This is a genomic window from Caballeronia sp. LP006, from assembly GCF_031450995.1.
Classification (GTDB): Bacteria; Pseudomonadota; Gammaproteobacteria; order Burkholderiales; family Burkholderiaceae; genus Caballeronia.
This window is the reverse complement of record NZ_JARTVW010000005.1, coordinates 1,054,206-1,071,616: the sequence shown is the minus strand read 5'-3', so window position 1 is coordinate 1,071,616 and position 17,411 is coordinate 1,054,206. Positions and strand designations below refer to the sequence as shown.

Annotated in this window: 17 protein-coding genes; 4 read left to right on the top strand and 13 right to left on the bottom strand. The window is 61.8% G+C overall.

What is annotated here, in order from left to right; all coding sequences use genetic code 11:
* Nucleotides 1-6: 6 nt before the first annotated feature.
* The 7 genes from P9250_RS21630 to P9250_RS21600 all read right to left on the bottom strand — a co-directional run bounded on the left by P9250_RS21630 (nt 7) and on the right by P9250_RS21600 (nt 6,993).
* Nucleotides 7-711 (bottom strand): ABC transporter ATP-binding protein, encoded by a 705-nt coding sequence (locus P9250_RS21630; RefSeq protein WP_409014923.1) that lies wholly within the window; start codon nt 709-711, stop codon nt 7-9.
* Between the two features lie 17 nt (nt 712-728).
* Nucleotides 729-1,505, bottom strand: coding sequence for an ABC transporter ATP-binding protein (locus tag P9250_RS21625; protein WP_244827233.1), 777 nt, complete (start codon nt 1,503-1,505; stop codon nt 729-731).
* 15 nt (nt 1,506-1,520) lie between these two features.
* Nucleotides 1,521-2,690, bottom strand: a complete 1,170-nt coding sequence (locus P9250_RS21620; RefSeq protein WP_244827232.1) for an ABC transporter permease subunit — start codon at nt 2,688-2,690, stop codon at nt 1,521-1,523.
* A 24-nt stretch (nt 2,691-2,714) separates the two neighbouring features.
* The gene (locus tag P9250_RS21615; RefSeq protein WP_244827231.1) at nt 2,715-3,665 is read right to left on the bottom strand and encodes a branched-chain amino acid ABC transporter permease; all 951 of its coding nucleotides are present in this window, start codon (nt 3,663-3,665) and stop codon (nt 2,715-2,717) included.
* A 254-nt stretch (nt 3,666-3,919) separates the two neighbouring features.
* Complete coding sequence (locus P9250_RS21610; RefSeq protein ID WP_250525485.1) at nt 3,920-5,149, bottom strand: branched-chain amino acid ABC transporter substrate-binding protein; 1,230 nt, start codon at nt 5,147-5,149, stop codon at nt 3,920-3,922.
* 417 nt (nt 5,150-5,566) lie between these two features.
* Nucleotides 5,567-6,535: a 4-hydroxy-3-methylbut-2-enyl diphosphate reductase gene (ispH, locus tag P9250_RS21605; protein ID WP_244827229.1), complete on the bottom strand. Its 969-nt coding sequence runs from the start codon at nt 6,533-6,535 to the stop codon at nt 5,567-5,569.
* A gap of 2 nt (nt 6,536-6,537) precedes the next feature.
* On the bottom strand, nt 6,538-6,993 hold the full coding sequence (locus P9250_RS21600; RefSeq protein ID WP_244827228.1) for a peptidylprolyl isomerase: 456 nt from the start codon (nt 6,991-6,993) through the stop codon (nt 6,538-6,540).
* 194 nt (nt 6,994-7,187) lie between these two features.
* Here P9250_RS21600 and radC point away from each other — a divergent pair, with 194 nt between their 5' ends.
* The 4 genes from radC (at nt 7,188) to nadB (ending at nt 10,387) form a co-directional block, all read left to right on the top strand.
* On the top strand, nt 7,188-7,934 hold the full coding sequence (gene radC / locus P9250_RS21595; protein ID WP_250463474.1) for a RadC family protein: 747 nt from the start codon (nt 7,188-7,190) through the stop codon (nt 7,932-7,934).
* 250 nt (nt 7,935-8,184) lie between these two features.
* Complete coding sequence (gene rpmB, locus P9250_RS21590) at nt 8,185-8,418, top strand: 50S ribosomal protein L28 (protein WP_008351171.1); 234 nt, start codon at nt 8,185-8,187, stop codon at nt 8,416-8,418.
* An 11-nt stretch (nt 8,419-8,429) separates the two neighbouring features.
* Nucleotides 8,430-8,597, top strand: coding sequence for a 50S ribosomal protein L33 (gene rpmG, locus P9250_RS21585; RefSeq protein WP_007180630.1), 168 nt, complete (start codon nt 8,430-8,432; stop codon nt 8,595-8,597).
* Between the two features lie 191 nt (nt 8,598-8,788).
* The gene (nadB, locus tag P9250_RS21580; RefSeq protein ID WP_250491898.1) at nt 8,789-10,387 is read left to right on the top strand and encodes an L-aspartate oxidase; all 1,599 of its coding nucleotides are present in this window, start codon (nt 8,789-8,791) and stop codon (nt 10,385-10,387) included.
* A gap of 19 nt (nt 10,388-10,406) precedes the next feature.
* Here nadB and nadC read toward each other — a convergent pair whose 3' ends face one another.
* The 6 genes from nadC to purN form a co-directional block, all read right to left on the bottom strand.
* The gene (gene nadC, locus P9250_RS21575; protein ID WP_244827225.1) at nt 10,407-11,288 is read right to left on the bottom strand and encodes a carboxylating nicotinate-nucleotide diphosphorylase; all 882 of its coding nucleotides are present in this window, start codon (nt 11,286-11,288) and stop codon (nt 10,407-10,409) included.
* On the bottom strand, nt 11,285-12,412 hold the full coding sequence (gene nadA / locus P9250_RS21570) for a quinolinate synthase NadA (protein WP_250463466.1): 1,128 nt from the start codon (nt 12,410-12,412) through the stop codon (nt 11,285-11,287). The genes nadC and nadA overlap by 4 nt, the downstream gene beginning before the upstream one ends.
* A 178-nt stretch (nt 12,413-12,590) precedes the next feature.
* Entirely contained in the window at nt 12,591-13,787 is a 1,197-nt protein-coding gene (locus tag P9250_RS21565; protein WP_244827223.1) for an acyl-CoA desaturase, read from the bottom strand.
* 227 nt (nt 13,788-14,014) lie between these two features.
* Nucleotides 14,015-15,391: a mechanosensitive ion channel domain-containing protein gene (locus tag P9250_RS21560; protein WP_310395085.1), complete on the bottom strand. Its 1,377-nt coding sequence runs from the start codon at nt 15,389-15,391 to the stop codon at nt 14,015-14,017.
* Complete coding sequence (locus tag P9250_RS21555) at nt 15,391-16,704, bottom strand: RsmB/NOP family class I SAM-dependent RNA methyltransferase (protein WP_310395083.1); 1,314 nt, start codon at nt 16,702-16,704, stop codon at nt 15,391-15,393. Before P9250_RS21555 ends, P9250_RS21560 begins: the two co-directional genes overlap by 1 nt.
* Nucleotides 16,701-17,351 (bottom strand): phosphoribosylglycinamide formyltransferase, encoded by a 651-nt coding sequence (gene purN / locus P9250_RS21550; RefSeq protein ID WP_250463462.1) that lies wholly within the window; start codon nt 17,349-17,351, stop codon nt 16,701-16,703. The genes P9250_RS21555 and purN overlap by 4 nt, the downstream gene beginning before the upstream one ends.
* Nucleotides 17,352-17,411: the final 60 nt, after the last annotated feature.

Sequence of the window (17,411 nt, the reverse complement as noted above, 5' to 3'; positions counted from 1 at the left end):
CACTATTCACTCGCCGAGATACGCGGCACGCACCTTCGGATCGTCGAGCATGATCTTGGCGTCGCCGGACATGGTGACCACGCCCGAGTCCATCACGTAGCCGCGATTCGCCGCCTGCAACGCCAAACGCGCGTTTTGTTCGACGAGCAACACCGTCAGCCCTTCCGACGAAATCTCGCGCACCACCTCGAAAATCTTCTCGACCATGATGGGTGAAAGACCCATCGACGGCTCATCGAGCAGAAGCAGTTTCGGACGCGACAACAACGCGCGCGCCATGGCGAGCATCTGCTGTTCGCCGCCCGACAGCGTGCCCGCATATTGCGATGCGCGCTCCTTCAGACGCGGGAAGAAGCCGAACATGCGGTCGGTGTCCTTCTGAATCTGGTCGGCGTCGTTGCGCAGATAGGCGCCCATCTGCATGTTTTCCAGGATCGACATGCGCGCGAAGATGCCGCGGCCTTCCGGCACCATGGCAAGACCGCGCTTGAGCAACTCGTGCGTCGGCACGCCACGGATCGACTGACCCATGTATTCGATGTCGCCGCCCAAATACGGCTTGAGACCGGTGATGGCCTTCATCGTCGTGGTCTTGCCGGCGCCGTTCGCGCCGATCAGCGTGACGAGTTCGCCCTGTCCGACTTCCAAGTCGACACCCTTCACCGCCTGGATACCGCCGTAGTTCACCTGCAAACCCTTGACCTTCAACATTGCGCTTGGCGTCGCCATTAATGCACCCCCGCACCCAGATATGCCTCGATCACCTTCGGGTCCTTCTGCACGTCCTGCGGCAGACCCTCGGCGATCACCTTGCCGTAATCGAGCACCGTCATGCGGTTGCACAATCCCATCACGAGTTTCACGTCGTGTTCGATCAACAGAATCGTCTTGCCGTCGCTACGGATCTTGTCGAGCAGACGCGTAAGCTCCACTTTCTCCGTCGCGTTCATGCCGGCGGCCGGTTCGTCGAGCGCAAGCAGCTTCGGATCGGTCGCCAGTGCGCGCGCGATTTCCAGACGCCGCTGGTGGCCGTACGACAGATTGCGCGACGTGTAGTCGGCGTATTGCAGCACGCCCACGTATTCGAGCAGCTCGAGCGCGCGCTCCTTGATCTCGCGCTCTTCGCGCCGCTCGGACGGCGTCTGAAACACCGCGCCGATGAGACCGTGCTTCGTGCGCACATGGCGTCCGACCATCACGTTTTCGAGCGCGGTCATGCCGCCGAAGAGCCGGATGTTCTGGAACGTGCGCGCAATGCCCGCCTTCGCCACCTGATACACCGCCGTCGGCGTATAAGCTTCGCCATCGAGCTTGAACACGCCCGAATCCGGCGTGTAAAGGCCCGTGATCACGTTGAAGAACGTGGTCTTGCCCGCGCCGTTCGGACCGATCAGACCGTAGATTTCGCCCGCCTTGATTTCGAGGCCGACATCCGACAAAGCCTGCAGCCCGCCGAAGCGCTTGTTGACGCCCTTCACGGACAGTCGCGTTTGCTTTTCGCTCATCTTTGAGTTCCCCGTTTAGGCGCGCACTGGCTTCTTGCTGCCGCGCTTCGCGATCTTCGCGATCTTGTCTTCGTGTTTCGGGGCCGGCCACAGGCCTTCCGAGCGATACAGCATGATCAGCACCATCGCGAGACCGTAGAGCAACTGGCGGATGACTTCGGTATCGACGATCTGATGACCGAAGATCGCATTCTGCAGCGGACCCATGGTCGAGCGCAGGAATTCGGGGAACACGGCAAGCAGCACCGCGCCGAGAATCACGCCCGGGATATGGCCCATGCCGCCGAGCACCACGCACGCCAGCACGACGATCGATTCCCAGAACGTGAACGATTCCGGCGACACGAAGCCCTGGAACGCGCCGAACATCGAGCCCGACAGACCGCCGAAGGACGCGCCCATCGCGAAGGCCAGCAGCTTTACGTTACGCGTGTTGATGCCCATTGCCTTGGCGGCGATTTCGTCTTCGCGGATAGCGGCCCACGCCCGGCCGATACGCGAGTGCTGCAAGCGCGTACACACCCAGATCACCAGCAACGCCCCGAGCACGAAGAGGTAGTAATACATGTACACGGACGGAAACTTCATGCCGAAGAACGTGTGCGTCTGCGAGAGGTTGAAGCCCGCGACGGTCACCGGATCGATACCCGTGATGCCCTTCGGACCGTTCGTGATGTTGATCGGACGATCGAGGTTGTTCATGAAGATCCGGATGATCTCCCCGAAGCCCAAGGTCACGATGGCGAGGTAGTCGCCGCGCAGACGAAGCGTCGGCGCACCGAGCAGCACACCGAAGGTCGCGGCCAGCGCCATCGCGCACGGCGCGATGATGAGGAACGGCACGTGCAGACCGCCCGGCGCGAGATGCGCGATCCACTCGAACTGCGAGGTCAGTTGCGGCGACGACAGCAGCGCTGCGACGTAAGCGCCGACCGCGTAGAACGCGATGTAGCCCAAATCGAGCAGGCCGGCGAAACCGACCACTACGTTCAGGCCCAGCGCGAGCATCACGTAGAGCATCGCGAAGTCGAGCACGCGCACCCAGTAGTTGCCGCCTGCCGCGCCGATGATCATCGGCGCCGCGATCACGAGCACCGTGGTGATGACGCCGACCACCAGCTTGCGGGTCGCGTTTTTCTCGGGAATGAGCGTCGTGGACGGCTCAATCGGTTGAATCGAAGTCATATTTTTTAGCTCCTCACGCGAGGGTTAAGCGCGATCCGCGACACGTTCGCCGAGCAGACCCGACGGACGGAACACGAGCACGATGATCAGCACGATGAAGGCGAACACGTCTTGATAGTTACTGCCGAAGACGCCGCCTGTCAGGTTGCCGATATAACCGGCGCCCAACTGTTCGATGAGACCCAGCAACACGCCCCCGACCATCGCGCCGCCCAGGTTGCCGATGCCGCCCAGCACCGCCGCCGTGAACGCCTTGAGACCGGGGATGAAGCCCATATAGAAGTGCGCGTTGCCGTATTCGGAGGCGATCATCACGCCGGCGAGTGCGGCAAGCGCCGAGCCGATCATGAAGGTCGCGGAAATCACGAAGTTGGGGTTCACGCCCATCAGCGATGCAACGCCTGGGTTTTCGGCGATTGCGCGCATGGCGCGGCCGAGCTTGGTCTTGTGCACGAGAAGGAGCAAGCCGCCCATAACGAGGAACGCGACCACGATGATGACGATTTCGGTCATCGAGATCACCGCGCCCGGACGGGTTTCGTCGGCGGCGATGACGTTGATCGGATCGGTCGGCAGCAACTGCGGGAACGCAAGGGGATTGCGGCCCCAGATCATCATCGCGAGCGTCTGCAAGAGAATGGACACGCCGATCGCGGTGATCAGCGGCGCAAGACGCGGCGCTTTACGAAGCGGACGGTACGCGACCTTTTCGATCGTGTAGCCCACCACCGCGCAGACCACGGCGGCAATGACAAGCGCGATGGTCAGCATGATCGGCCCGGGAATGCCCGGCGCGTGATTCTGCATCACGCCGATGGCCGACAGCGCGACCATGGCACCCACCATCAGCACGTCGCCGTGCGCGAAGTTGATGATGCCGAGAATCCCGTACACCATCGTATAGCCCAGTGCGATGATGGCGTAAATGCTGCCAAGCACCAGACCGTTGAGGACCTGCTGGATGAAAATATCCATATAACGCTCCTTAGCCCCGTGCGACCGGATTACGTCTTTATCACCGGCCGATAAACCGATGTGAAGCGAAATCTGGAGCAGCACTGCGCGTACTGATTAAAAAAACCGGTAAGGTTAATCGCCCGGGTCCCGCCTGCTGCCGGATCTGGCTGCAAACGTCTCCGAACGGTTTTCACGGAAGTCTTACTCCCATCCACTGCCACGAAGCCATGAGAACGGCGCTCAACGCGCGACGCCGCTTTCACACATCTCGCTTACTGCTTGACTACGTCCAGCACGTCCTTCCTTTTGTCCTTGAACTCGTAGAGCGTGATGGCGCCCGCCTTGAGGTCGCCCTTGTCGTCGAATGCGATATGCCCGGTCAGACCGTTGAAGTCCGTCGTGGCGATCGCCGCGAGCACCTTGGGCGCTTCGATTGAATTGGCGCGCTTCATGGCATCGACGATCACGTACATCGCGTCGTACGTGAACGGCGCATAAATCTGGACCGGCGCATGAAAGCGCGCTTCGTACTTCTGCGCGAAGTCGGCGCCCTTATCCATCTTCGAAAGCGCGAGCCCCGCTTCCGAGCAGACGATGTTCTGTACGGCGTCGCCCGCAAGTTCCACGAGCTTGCCGGTGCAGACTCCGTCGCCCGCCAGAATCTTCGCCTTGATGCCGAGCGCCGCCGCTTCCTTCGCGAATGGCCCGCCCGTTACGTCCATGCCGCCGTACATCACGACATCCGGCTGGATGCGTTTGATTTTCGTGAGGATCGCCTTGAAGTTGCGCGCCTTTTCGCTCGTGGCTTCCCGGGCGGCAAGCTTCGCGCCGCCGGCCTGCGCCGTCTTCGAGAATTCATCGGCAAGGCCGCGGCCGTAGGCGCTGGCGTCGTCGACCACCACGATTCTCTTCGCGTGCAGCGTCTTGATCGCGTAATTGGCCAGCACGGGGCCTTGCAGCGCGTCGGTCGCCACGACGCGAAACGTCGTCTTGTAGCCTTGCTTCGTGTATTCGGGATTGGTCGTCGACGGCGAAATTTGCGCGATGCCCGCATCGCTGTAAATCTTCGAAGCCGGAATCGACACGCCGGAGTTCATGTGGCCGATCACCGCGACCACATGGTCGTCGACTAGACGCTGCGCGGCTTCGGTGCCCACGCGCGGATCGGCTGCATCGTCCTGGCTGTCGAGTTCGAGGCGAATGGAGCGCCCGTCGATCGTCAAACCCTGCGCGCTGATCTCTTCGAGTGCGAGTCGCGCGCCGTTTTCATTGTCCCGGCCGAGATGTGCCTGCAATCCGGTAAGCGGCGCGGCGTGACCAATTTTGACGACCATTGCTTCGCTCGCGGCGGGGGCTGCCGCGGCCGACGCTGCGGCAGGTGCGGACACCGCGCTCGCCGCCGCTACAGGTGCGCTCGCTTCGCCTTCGCCCTTCTTGCCGCATGCTGTTGCCATTGCAACCGCAGCCGCGATGGACACGGCGTAAGCAAACTTGAATCGCATCAAATAGGTCTCCTGCGCCTTTCAAAACCGTTGCCGAGAGACCCCTCCGAGCCCAAGACGGGCGCATTGTAACGCTAAATATGAGACGAGCAATATTCTTGTGTGGCGGGGTTTTCCAGCATTGCAACCCGTTTTTTTTGACGATTTTCCGCGCAAGTCGCAACCGGGTTGCGATTCGTTTTTGTGCAGCAGTTGCACCATAACGGGAACGGGTTTATTCGGCGCGTTTAAGCGTTGACGTCTGCGCCTTTGCAGCGAGGGGAAACCCTTAAATTCTTACCGAACAAAAGTCGCCCCAAAATAGTGCTTACCGCTTGGGTCTTATCTCGGCCCGAGTAGTTCCGTTCTTGAGCGAAAGCGTCCACACAGAACGAAAAAAAGCGCCCGTAGGCGCTTTTTTCGAAAGAACTATCTAACTCATTGCGGCAAGGTCAGCCCGCGCGGCAGCGGAAACGCGATGGTTTCCTCGATTCCCTCGAGCGAACGCACATTGCGCACACCGAGCTCACGCAAACGGGCGATTACCGCCTGCGCGAGCACTTCCGGCGCCGATGCGCCCGCCGTCACGCCGATACGCTTCTTGCCTTCCACCCAGCGCGGATCGATCTGCGTCGGCGAATCGACCATATAGGCCGGGATTCCGCGCTTCTCGGCCACTTCGCGCAGACGGCTCGAATTCGAACTGTTCGGGCTGCCTACGACGATCACCACGTCGCATTGCGGCGCGAGGAACTTCACCGCGTCCTGACGGTTTTGCGTCGCGTAGCAGATGTCCTGCTTCTTCGGCTCCTTGATGGCCGGATACTTGGTCTTCAACGCGTCGATGATGGCGAAGGCGTCGTCGACGGACAGGGTTGTCTGCGTGACATAGGCAATGCGGTCAGGATTGGGCAGATCGAGCTTCAGGACGTCTTCGATATCCTCGACGAGATGCATGCCCTCGCCCGACTGGCCCATCGTGCCTTCGACTTCCGGATGGCCTTTGTGGCCGATCATCACGATGTCGAAGCCTTCCTGGCGCATTTTCGCGACTTCCATGTGCACCTTGGTCACGAGCGGACACGTGGCGTCGAACACGCGCAAACCGCGCGCTTCGGCTTCGCCGCGCACCGCTTTCGACACGCCGTGCGCGCTGAAGATAAGCGTGGCGCCTTCGGGCACGTCGTCCAGTTCCTCGATGAAAATGGCGCCCTTCTTGCGCAGGTCCGACACCACGTAGGCGTTGTGGACGATTTCATGCCGCACGTAGATGGGCGCGCCGAACAGCTTGATGGCCCGCTCGACGATCTCGATCGCGCGATCCACGCCGGCGCAAAAGCCGCGCGGCTGCGCGAGCAGGATCTCGACGTCGGTATCGATCTCGTTGAGGCTTTCAGTCAGGCTCATGGCTACAGAATTCCGATGATTTTCACTTCGAAGGCCAGCGACTGGCCGGCGAGCGGGTGATTGAAGTCGAAAAGCGCCGACGTCTCGCCCACTTCCTTGAGCACGCCCGCGTAGCGCCCACCGTTGGGCGCGTTGAATTCGACGAGATCGCCGGGAGAAAAATCCTCACCAATCATGCTGTTTTCGCGCAGCGTCGCGAGCGACACGCGCTGCACGAGCTCCGGATTGCGCGGCCCGAACGCTTGCTCCGGCGTTAGCTGAAAGGTCGAATGGTGGCCGACCTTCATTCCCAGCAGAATCTCTTCCAGTGGCGGCGCGAGTTGGCCTGCGCCGAGCAGGAGGGTCGCGGGCTTGTCGGTGAACGTGTTGACGATGTCGGCGCCATCGGCCAGTGCGAGCCGGTAATGAAGCGTGACATGCGAACCGGGTTTCACCTCGGAGATATCGATGATGCTCATGAGTATTGGCTGTGACGGTTCAGTCGGAAGCGGGACGTGCGCCTGGCGCGATACTTCGGGCCGCGTGGCGGGGCGGAGCGCGCGCCGAAACCGCTATTGTAAGACAGAGTTGGGAAGCGCCGCGCTTCGCTCGAGCGGCGTAAGTGCGGTGTATCTCGCAAAAATACAGCCTTAAGATGGCCTCAGGGGAAGGAATGTCCGCCAATTTTGAGATTCTGATGCGTGAAATGGAAGCCGGCCCCGCGCTGCCGCAGCCCGTTTCCGTTCTGCCAATTTCCCAGTGGGACAAGACGGACAAGCCGCGCGAGCGTCTGTTGCAGTCCGGCGGCGACTCGTTGAGCGACGCCGCGTTGCTCGCCGTATTTTTGCGCACAGGATTGCCGGGCAAAACGGCAGTCGATGTGGCGCGTGCGCTGCTGCGGCGCTTTGGCTCGATTCGCGGCGTGCTCGACGCGTCCGCGCTTCAGCTCCAGGAAGAGCGCGGCGTCGGCGAGGCGCGCGCGGCTACGCTTTTGGCCGTGTCGGAACTGTGTCGACGGGCGCTCATCGAGAAGGCGCGCGAACGCATGCTGCTGAACTCGCCGGGCGCGGTGGAAGACTTTCTGCGCCTGAGAATCGGCACTCAGCCCAACGAACTTTTCCTATGTATCTATCTCGATGCGCGGCATCAACTGATCGATGCGCACGTGGAAGCGAGCGGCTCGCTCACGCGGGTGGCGGTGTATCCGCGCGAGATCGTGAAGCGTGCCTTGCATCTGAACGCGGCGGGGCTGATCGTGGCGCATAATCATCCGTCTGGCGGCGTGGAGCCTAGCGCGAACGACAAGAAGCTCACCCGCACGCTGCAAGATGCGCTGAATCTCATCGACGTGAAATTGCTCGATCACATGGTGGTCGCGGGCAATGAGATTTTTTCTTTTGCGCGTGAGGGCTGGCTTTAGATTTGACCCGAAGCAGCCGAGGTTGACTACGATAAGGACGAACGGGCTTGATATTGCTACGTTTTTCCTGCTAGAATCCACGATTCGTTTTCTCAACCCACCTGTTTCGGGCTTACGTCGTCCTCATTGGCATAACCGTGCTGCCAACTCCCCGTTCAAGGCAATCGGGCGAATTTGAGGTATCGATTGCGGGATTCCCCCAAAATCGAGCGTTTGACTTCCGGACTCAACGTGTTTTAGGAGTGTCCTCATGGCACGCGTATGCCAAGTAACTGGGAAAGGCCCGATGTCGGGCAACAACGTTTCCCACGCAAACAACAAGACCAAGCGCCGTTTCCTGCCGAACCTGCAGAACCGCCGTTTCTTCGTTGAAAGCGAAAACCGCTGGGTGCGTCTGCGCGTCTCGAACGCCGGCCTGCGCCTGATCGACAAGAACGGTATTGACGCCGTGCTCGCAGACCTGCGCGCACGCGGTGAAATCTAAGGAGCACGCACATGGCCAAGGGCGCACGCGACAAGATCAAGCTGGAATCGACCGCAGGTACGGGTCACTTCTACACGACGACCAAGAACAAACGCAACATGCCGGAAAAGATGCTGATCAAGAAGTTCGATCCCGTCGTCCGCAAGCACGTTGAGTACAAGGAAACCAAGATCAAGTAAGCGCTTGATATTGAGAGCCTGACAAAGACACGAGAAGCCCCGCACACGCGGGGCTTTTTGTTTGTGCGCGCGATTTTTCTTCTTTCGCTTTCACACGTTCGCGCGCGGGTTATCCGTGCCGGTTGGGTGGCGAGCGCGTTATGCTTGCCGGCTTGCAGTCATAAAAAGCACATAGACGGAGATCGAGCAGCATGAATTTCGATGTAGCGATCGTGGGAAGCGGGCTCGCAGGCTTGAGCGTGGCGTTGAACCTGGCCGAAACGCGGCGCGTCGCGATCATCGCCAAGCGCGCGGTGAGCGTCGGCGCGAGCGACTGGGCGCAAGGCGGCATCGCGGCCGTGCTGGATTCGGCGGACAGCATCGACAATCACGTGCGCGATACGCTCGTCGCGGGCGCCGGACTTTGCGACGAAGCGGCGACGCGCTTCATCGTCGAAAACGGGCGCGCGGCAATCGAATGGCTGATCGCGGAAGGCGTGCCCTTCACGCGCGATGTCTCCGCGGAACTCGGCTTCCATCTGACGCGCGAAGGCGGCCATAGCCATCGGCGGATCATTCATGCCGCGGATGCCACCGGCCACGCAGTCGTCACGACGCTCAACGAGCGCGTGCGCAATCATCCGAACATCACGGTTCTCGAAGACCATACCGCGATAGATCTGATCACGTCCGACCGGCTCGGCTTGCCGGGGCACCGCTGTCATGGTCTCTACGCGCTGGATCTCGCGAGCGGACGAACCGTGACGATTCAAGCGCCGCACACCGTGCTCGCCACGGGCGGCGCGGGCAAGGTTTATCTGTACACGACGAACCCCGACACGGCCACCGGCGACGGCATCGCGATGGCGTGGCGCGCGGGCTGCCGCGTCGCCAACATGGAGTTCATCCAGTTTCATCCGACTTGCCTGTTCCATCCATACGCCAAGTCGTTCCTGATCTCCGAGGCCGTGCGCGGCGAAGGCGGCGTACTGCGTCTGCCCGACGGCACACGCTTCATGCCCGCGCACGACGAACGCGCCGAACTCGCGCCACGCGACATCGTCGCGCGCGCCATCGACTTCGAAATCAAGAAGCGCGGCATCGATTGCGTCTATCTCGACATCAGCCATCAGCCGCGCGCGTTTCTCGAAGAACATTTCCCGACGATCCTCGCGCGTTGCCGCGAATTCGGCATCGATATCGCGAAGGAGCCGATTCCCGTCGTGCCCGCCGCGCATTACACCTGCGGCGGCGTCGTGACGGACCTCGCGGGCCGCACGGATCGCGCGGGACTTTATGCGGTCGGCGAGACGTCGTACACAGGTCTGCATGGCGCGAACCGGCTCGCCAGCAACTCGCTGCTCGAATGTCTGGTGGTCGGGCGCGCGACGGCCGAGGCGATCGAGACGGAAGGTTATTCAGCGGGCTGCCATGCGCCGCTGCCCGACTGGGACGAAAGCCGCGTTTCCGATCCGGACGAAGAAGTCGTCGTCGCGCACAACTGGGACGAGTTGCGGCGGCTGATGTGGAATTACGTGGGCATCGTGCGCACGGACAAGCGGCTGGCTCGCGCGCAGCACCGGCTTGCGCTTTTGCGCGACGAAATCCACGAGTACTACGCGAACTTCAAGGTCAGCCGCGATTTGCTGGAACTGCGCAATCTCGTGGATGTGGCGTCGCTGATCGTGGAAAGCGCGTGCTCGCGACGCGAGAGCCGCGGGCTGCACTTCAGTCGCGACTGGCCGGCGACTTTGCCGAAAGCGCTTCCGACTGTGTTGATGCCGCCGGCGGCGAGGCGGCGCGCGGTTTAGATGTCGACGCGCAGCAAGCTTACTCTTCGATCAAGCGCATAGAAAAATCCGTTGCCCGCACGTCCTTCGTCAATGCGCCGATAGAGACGCGGTCCACGCCCGTCTCCGCAATCGCCCGCACGGTCTCGAAATTCACGCCGCCCGAGACTTCGAGCAGCGCCCTTCCCGCCGTCACGCGCACGGCTTCGCGCATGGCGTCGAGCGTGAAGTTGTCGAGCAACACAGATTCCGCGCGATGCGCCAACGCGGTTTCAAGCTGCGCCAGCGTTTCCACTTCGATCTGAACGGGCACGCCTGCGTCGAGCGCGAGCGCGGCGTCCATTGCAGCGCCGACGCCGCCCGCCGCCGCGATGTGATTTTCCTTGATCAGAATGCCGTCATAGAGCGCGAGCCGCTGATTGGCGCCGCCACCCACGCGCACCGCGTACTTCTGCGCGAGCCGCAAGCCGGGCAGCGTCTTGCGCGTGTCGAGGATGCGCGCCCGCGTGCCTTCGATGGCATCGACATAACGGCGCGTCGCCGTTGCCACGCCCGACAGCAATTGCAGGAAATTGAGGCCGTTGCGCTCGGCGGTCAGAAGCGAACGCGCCTGGCCGCGCAGCAAGACGACCGGCGTATTCGCCGTCATGCGCTCGCCTTCGCGATACCGCCATTCGACTTCGATGCTCGGATCGACGCGACGCATCACCTCGTCGAACCACGGCGCGCCGCACAGCACCGCCTCTTCCCGCACGATGATGCGCGCCGTGCGACGTGTGTCTGCTGGCACGAGACGCCCCGTATGATCGCCGCTGCCGATATCCTCGGCGAGCGCATCGGCGACATTGCGGGCGAGCGCGGCATCGAACGCTTCGCCGTACTGCGCGCGGATCTCCGCGAATAAAGGCGAGTGGTTCGTCATGCGGGCCCCACGTTCGAGAACAACGTTTGATCCTTCGCGAGATCGCCGCTCGCCTGCACACGCTTCTTGTGACGCGCGGCGAAGTCGAGCATGCGGTCGATCGGCACGCGCGCGCGCCCGGCAATAGCCGCATCGACGTGAATCTCGTTGTGGCCGCGCTCGAGGACATCGGCGAGATTGGCGAGGCCGTTCATCGCCATCCACGGACAATGCGCGCAGCTCTTGCACGTGGCGCTATTGCCGGCGGTCGGCGCTTCGATGAAGGTTTTGCCGGGCGCCGCGAGCCGCATCTTGTGCAGGATGCCGAGATCGGTCGCGACGATAAAGCGCTTTGCGTCGAGCTTGACGGCGGCATCGATCAGCTGCGTGGTCGAACCGACGACGTCCGCCAGTTGCACGACGCCTTCCGGCGACTCCGGATGAACGAGAACCTTCGCGTCCGGATATTCGGCGCGCAAGAGATCCAGCTCGATGCCTTTGAACTCGTCGTGCACGAGACACGAACCTTGCCACGAGAGCATGTCCGCGCCGGTCTTCTTCTGGATGTAGTTGCCGAGATGCCGGTCCGGCGCCCACAGAATCTTCTCGCCGCGTGCGTGCAGATCCGCGACGATTTCCAGTCCGATCGATGAGGTGACCATCCAGTCCGCGCGCGCCTTCACGGCCGCGCTAGTGTTCGCATACACGACGACCGTGCGGTCCGGGTGAGCATCGCAGAAAGCGGAGAATTCGTCGGGCGGACAGCCGAGGTCGAGCGAGCAGGTGGCGTCCAGATCGGGCATCAACACGCGTTTGCCGGGGCTCAGGATCTTCGATGTCTCGCCCATGAAACGCACGCCCGCGACGACCAGTGTCTTCGCGGCGTGATCGCGGCCGAAACGGGCCATTTCGAGCGAATCGGCGACGCAACCGCCCGTTTCATCGGCGAGTTCCTGGAGCTCGGAGTCCACGTAATAGTGCGCCACCAAAACCGCCTCTTCCCGATGCAACAGCGCACGGATTCGCGCCTTCAATTCGCGCTTCTCTTCGGCGGACGGCGCGTTGGGAACACGTGCCCACGCCTCGCCTACGCCGCACGTCAGGCCATGCGGCCGGTCGTATTCGACGCTCCTGATCGCTTCCATTGTTTCTGTCTCCTGTGTCCGCGCGAGTGTCGTGCCGGCGCTGACTCGTATCGATGCGCTGCCCGGCCACGCTGCAAACCCAGCGCCGCGACAAAACGCGAAATCCGCCGCCCAAAAACAAAGACCCCGCCAGAGCGGGGTCTTGTGACGTCATCAAATTTTAACGGATATCGCGATATCAGGCGTAGCGTCGCAGGCGCATCGCGAAGTCTTGCAGAGCCTTGATGCCGCTCTCTTCTGCACGGTGGCACCAGTCCTGCAATTGCACCAGCAGTTGCTCGCGCGACGCATTGGAGCGGTCCCACATTGCCGACAGGTCCTTGCGCATTTCGATATACGTGCGCAGCTTCTGGTTGTCCGAGAACAGTTCCGGCAATTGCTTGCGCTGCGGCTCGTCGAGACCGTCTTCTTCCTTATGGACCCACTTGCGCGCACCGCGCATCAACTGATACTTCTCACGCGCACCGGCTTCCTTCAGCTTCGACAGTTCCTGTGCGTATGCGCGCTTGAGCGCCTTGCCGTAGCGCGCCATCACTTCGTAGCGGTTCGCGAGCACGGCTTGCAGCGTGTCGTTGTCGAGCACCGACTTGCTGTCCGCCAGACGCGGTGTGGGCGCGACCTTCTTCACCTTGGCGAGACCCACGGCCGACAACATGCGGATATAGAGCCAGCCGATATCGAACTCGTACCACTTATTCGACAGCTTCGCCGACGTGGCATACGTGTGGTGATTGTTATGCAGCTCTTCGCCGCCGATCAGGATACCGAGCGGGAAAATGTTCGTGCTGGCATCGGCCGAATTGAAGTTGCGATAACCCCACCAGTGCGCAAGACCGTTGACCACGCCAGCTGCCCAGAACGGAATCCAGATCATCTGCACGGCCCAGACCGACAGACCGACGATGCCGAACAGCGCCACGTCGATAACCATCATGATGCTGATGCCGAGGATCGGATAACGCGTGTAGAGATTGCGTTCGAGCCAGTCGTTCGGCGTGCCGTGACTGAACTTGCGCATGGTCTCTTCGTTTTTAGCTTCGACGCGATAAAGCTCGGCGCCTTCGAGCAGCACCTTCCAGATGCCGCGCGTTTGCGGGCTGTGCGGATCTTCTTCGGTTTCGCACTTCGCGTGGTGCTTGCGGTGGATCGCCGCCCATTGGCCGGTCAGCATGCCGGTGGTCGACCAGAGCCAGAAACGGAAAAAGTGACTCGCGATCGGATGCAGGTCGAGCGCACGATGCGCCTGGCAGCGATGCAGATAGATCGTGACGCCAGCGATGGTGACGTGCGTCATCGCGAGCGTGAACAAAATGATCTGCCACCAAGAAAAGTCGAGCAATCCGTTGGCGAGAAATTCGAGAGAAGAATTCAGCAAGGCAATTTACCTATCTAGCTGTGAAATTCGGAAAAAATGGCCGGTGCAAATAACGCTGAACACCGTGTTGGGCACATGAAAGAAACGCGCGCAAGTTCGATCGCATTCTACTGCATGCGTTCCAAGTCTTTGTCGTAAAGGTAGAATTTCTTGTATGGTAACAAAACGCGCAAAAACTCACGCGCCGATTTAATGCCTGTTTTCGATCCAAATCAACGGATCGAGCATCAAACCCGGGCTCCGGCCGGCGCTGCAGCGTCATCGCCGCGCCTTTCGGCATTTCCTACCGTATCGACTGGTGCATTGCGCGCGTCGCCAACAATCCTTATCTCGCGTTGCGCGTAGGGGATTTCAATGCCGTTGTCACAGAATAACCGCCAAACACGACGATTTACCTGCGACTTGACGCCGCCCGTGCCCTTCGCGGCATCTTCGATCCAGAAACTCAATTCTAGATTGATGCCGTCAGCGCCAAAGCTGGCGAGCAATGCGGCGGGCGCAGGGTCTTGCAGCACGCGGTCGACATCGTGCGTGGCTTCCACGAGTAACAGCATCGCGCGTTCCACGTCGGAGCGATAACTCACCTGCACGGCAATCTTCGCGTTGCCGCGCGTCAGAAACGACGAATGGTTCTGTACCACGTCGGTGATGAGTTTTTCGTTCGGAATCAACGTTTCGATGCCGTCAAGTCCGCGCACGACTGTATAGCGCGTGCGAATCTGCGTGACCGTGCCCTGATAGTTGCTCACGTTGATCATGTCGCCAAGCCGCAGTGACCGGTCGAGCAGAATGATGAAGCCCGAGACATAGTTGCTCGCGATCTTCTGCAAGCCGAAGCCGAGCCCCACGCCGAGCGCGCCGCCGAACACGCCGAGCACCGTAATGTCGATGCCGACGATAGACAGACTCACCAATATGGCCGCAAGGATCATCAGTGCCCGCGCAACGCGGCCGAGCACGACCTTGAGATTGGCGTCGAGTGAGCGGGAGCGCATCAGCCGGTCGTCGAGCAGCGCGCCGGCCCACATCGCCACGATCAGCGTCACGCAGACCCACAACACGCCCGATGCAAGCGACAGCAGAGTCATGTGCGCGTTGGCGAAATTGAAGCGCACGCTCGCCATCCAGCGCACGACGTCGTCCTGTATGCCCATTACGGTGAGGAGCATCACGACCCAGACGATGGTCGTCACGAGCTTTTCGAACAGAAAGAGGAGCGCGCCCGCCTCGTGCTCGGTGCCGTCGCGACTGAACACGCGGCGCGCGACATAGAACATCAGATAGATGACGGTGATGCCCAACAACGGCACGAGCGCGAGCCGCAAGAACGCGGTATGGATGAACGGCGCGAGCAACAGTTGCGCGGCCGTCACGAACACCGTGCCGAGCAGCGGAAAGAGCGCTTTGTTCAGGCTCTCCGCGCCGAAACGCACCGCCTCGAAGCGCGACTGGCGGCGCGCATCCAGTCGCTTGCGCAACAGCCGCGCGCACCACCACGCGACGACCAGCAGGCCGATCAGAACCGCAACCTGCCACAGCACCTCCGGTTCGCCGAAGTCGCGAAACAGGCGTTCGGAAAGATGCGTCAGGATGCGGTTCGGCATCAGCTTTCGGAAGGCGCTTCGTCTTCCGCCGCGGAAGCCTTCGGCGATTTTGCGTCGGGCACGCGTTCCAGCACGGCGGCGAAGAAGCCGTCGGTGCCGTGCTTGTGCGGCCACAAGGACAAGAACTCGCCCGTGTCGAGGTCGATGCGCTGTTCCGCCAGCACATCGCGCGCGGGCACGACACGGAAGTTCGGATGCGCTTCCAGGAACTGCTTCACCACGCCTTCGTTTTCGGCTTCGAGCATGCTGCACGTCGCGTAGACGAGACGCCCGCCGGGTTTGACGAGGCGCGCCGCGCTCGTGAGAATCGAGAGCTGCTTGGGCGTGAGTTCCGCAACCGTCGCGGGCGATTGCCGCCACTTCAGGTCGGGATTGCGACGCAACGTGCCCAAGCCGGAGCAGGGAGCATCGACGAGAACGCGGTCGATCTTGCCCGCGAGGCGCTTGATCTTCGCGTCGTGTTCGCTGTCGATCAGCACCGGATTCACGTTCGACAACCCGCTGCGCGCAAGACGCGGCTTGAGTTTGGCGAGACGCCGGTCGGAGACGTCGAACGCGTAGAGACGGCCGGTCGAGCGCATCATTGCGCCGAGCGCCAGCGTCTTGCCGCCCGCGCCCGCGCAGAAGTCGACGATCATCTCGCCACGGCGCGGCGCCATCAGCGAGCACAGCAACTGGCTGCCCTCGTCCTGCACTTCGACCCAACCTTCCTGGAACGGCGCAAGGCGCGTGAGCGCGGGTTTGCCGTCCACGCGGACGCCGAAAGGCGCGAACGGCATTTCGCCCGCGTCGATGCCGGCTTCGCTCAGCGCTTTCAAAACGAGATCGCGGCTCGCCTTGATCGGGTTCGTGCGCAGATCGAGCGGCGCCGGATAGTTCAGCGCGGCCGCGAGTTTGGCGAGTTCCTCGGCGTCGAAACGCTTGGCCATGGCCTCGTAGATCCACTGCGGCAAGTTCGTGCGTATGCGCACCGGCAAGCTCGCGGGATCGATCTTCGATACCTGCGCGAGCCATTGGTATTCGTCGGCCGAGACGTGCGGCTTGAGCGCGGTGAGACCGGCAGTCTGCATCAGTCCGAGCAGCGCGAGACGCCGCGCCTGGTTGCCGCTGCCGCTTTCGGCCAGATGCGAAAACTCCATTTTCCGGCGCAGCACGGCGAACACCGCCTCCGCGATCACGCCGCGCTCGCTGTGACCGAGCTTCGGATGCGCGCGGAAAAAACGGCTGGTCGCGGCATCGGCGGGACCTGAAAAGCGGAGTACGTCCGCCAATAGCGTTTCGGTTTGACCAATCAAAAATCCATGCAGCCTCATGCGCCCTCCCCGGCAATGTCGGCAAAGAGCCACTGTGGCTCAGAGGAACGAAGCGCGACGCGCTCTCCCTCGATGGCAAGACGCCCTTCCACGAACCAGCGCACCGCGCGTGGGTAAATCTCATGTTCGACGGCCAGCACGCGCTCGGCGAGCGTGGCGGCGTCGTCGCCGGGCAAGACCGGCACCGCGGCTTGCGCGACGATCGGACCATGATCCAGCTCGGGCGTCACGAAATGCACGCTTGCGCCGTGCACGCGCACGCCGGCATCGAGCGCTTGCTGATGCGTGCGCAAGCCCGCGAAACTCGGCAAGAGCGACGGATGCACATTGAGCATGCGCCCCGAATAGCGTTCGACGAAGGCATTTGTCAAAACCCGCATGAAGCCCGCGAGCACGACGCAATCCGGTTCGAAGCGATCGATTTCCCGCGCGAGCGCGCCATCGAACGCTTCACGCGAGTCGAATTCGCGATGATCCACCACCACGCCTTGAATGCCGTTCTCGGCCGCGAAGCCAAGCCCGGCGGCATCCGGCCGGTTTGAAACGACCGCGCGAACCCGAGCCGGCCAGCCTTCGCGCGCGCAAGCACGCACGACGGCCTCCATGTTGCTCCCGCGTCCGGAGATCAGAATGACGATATTTTTCATTCGCGGATTTTATCATTCGGCGACGGCGAAAATCGTGCCAATCCGATTGACGAGCGCGCA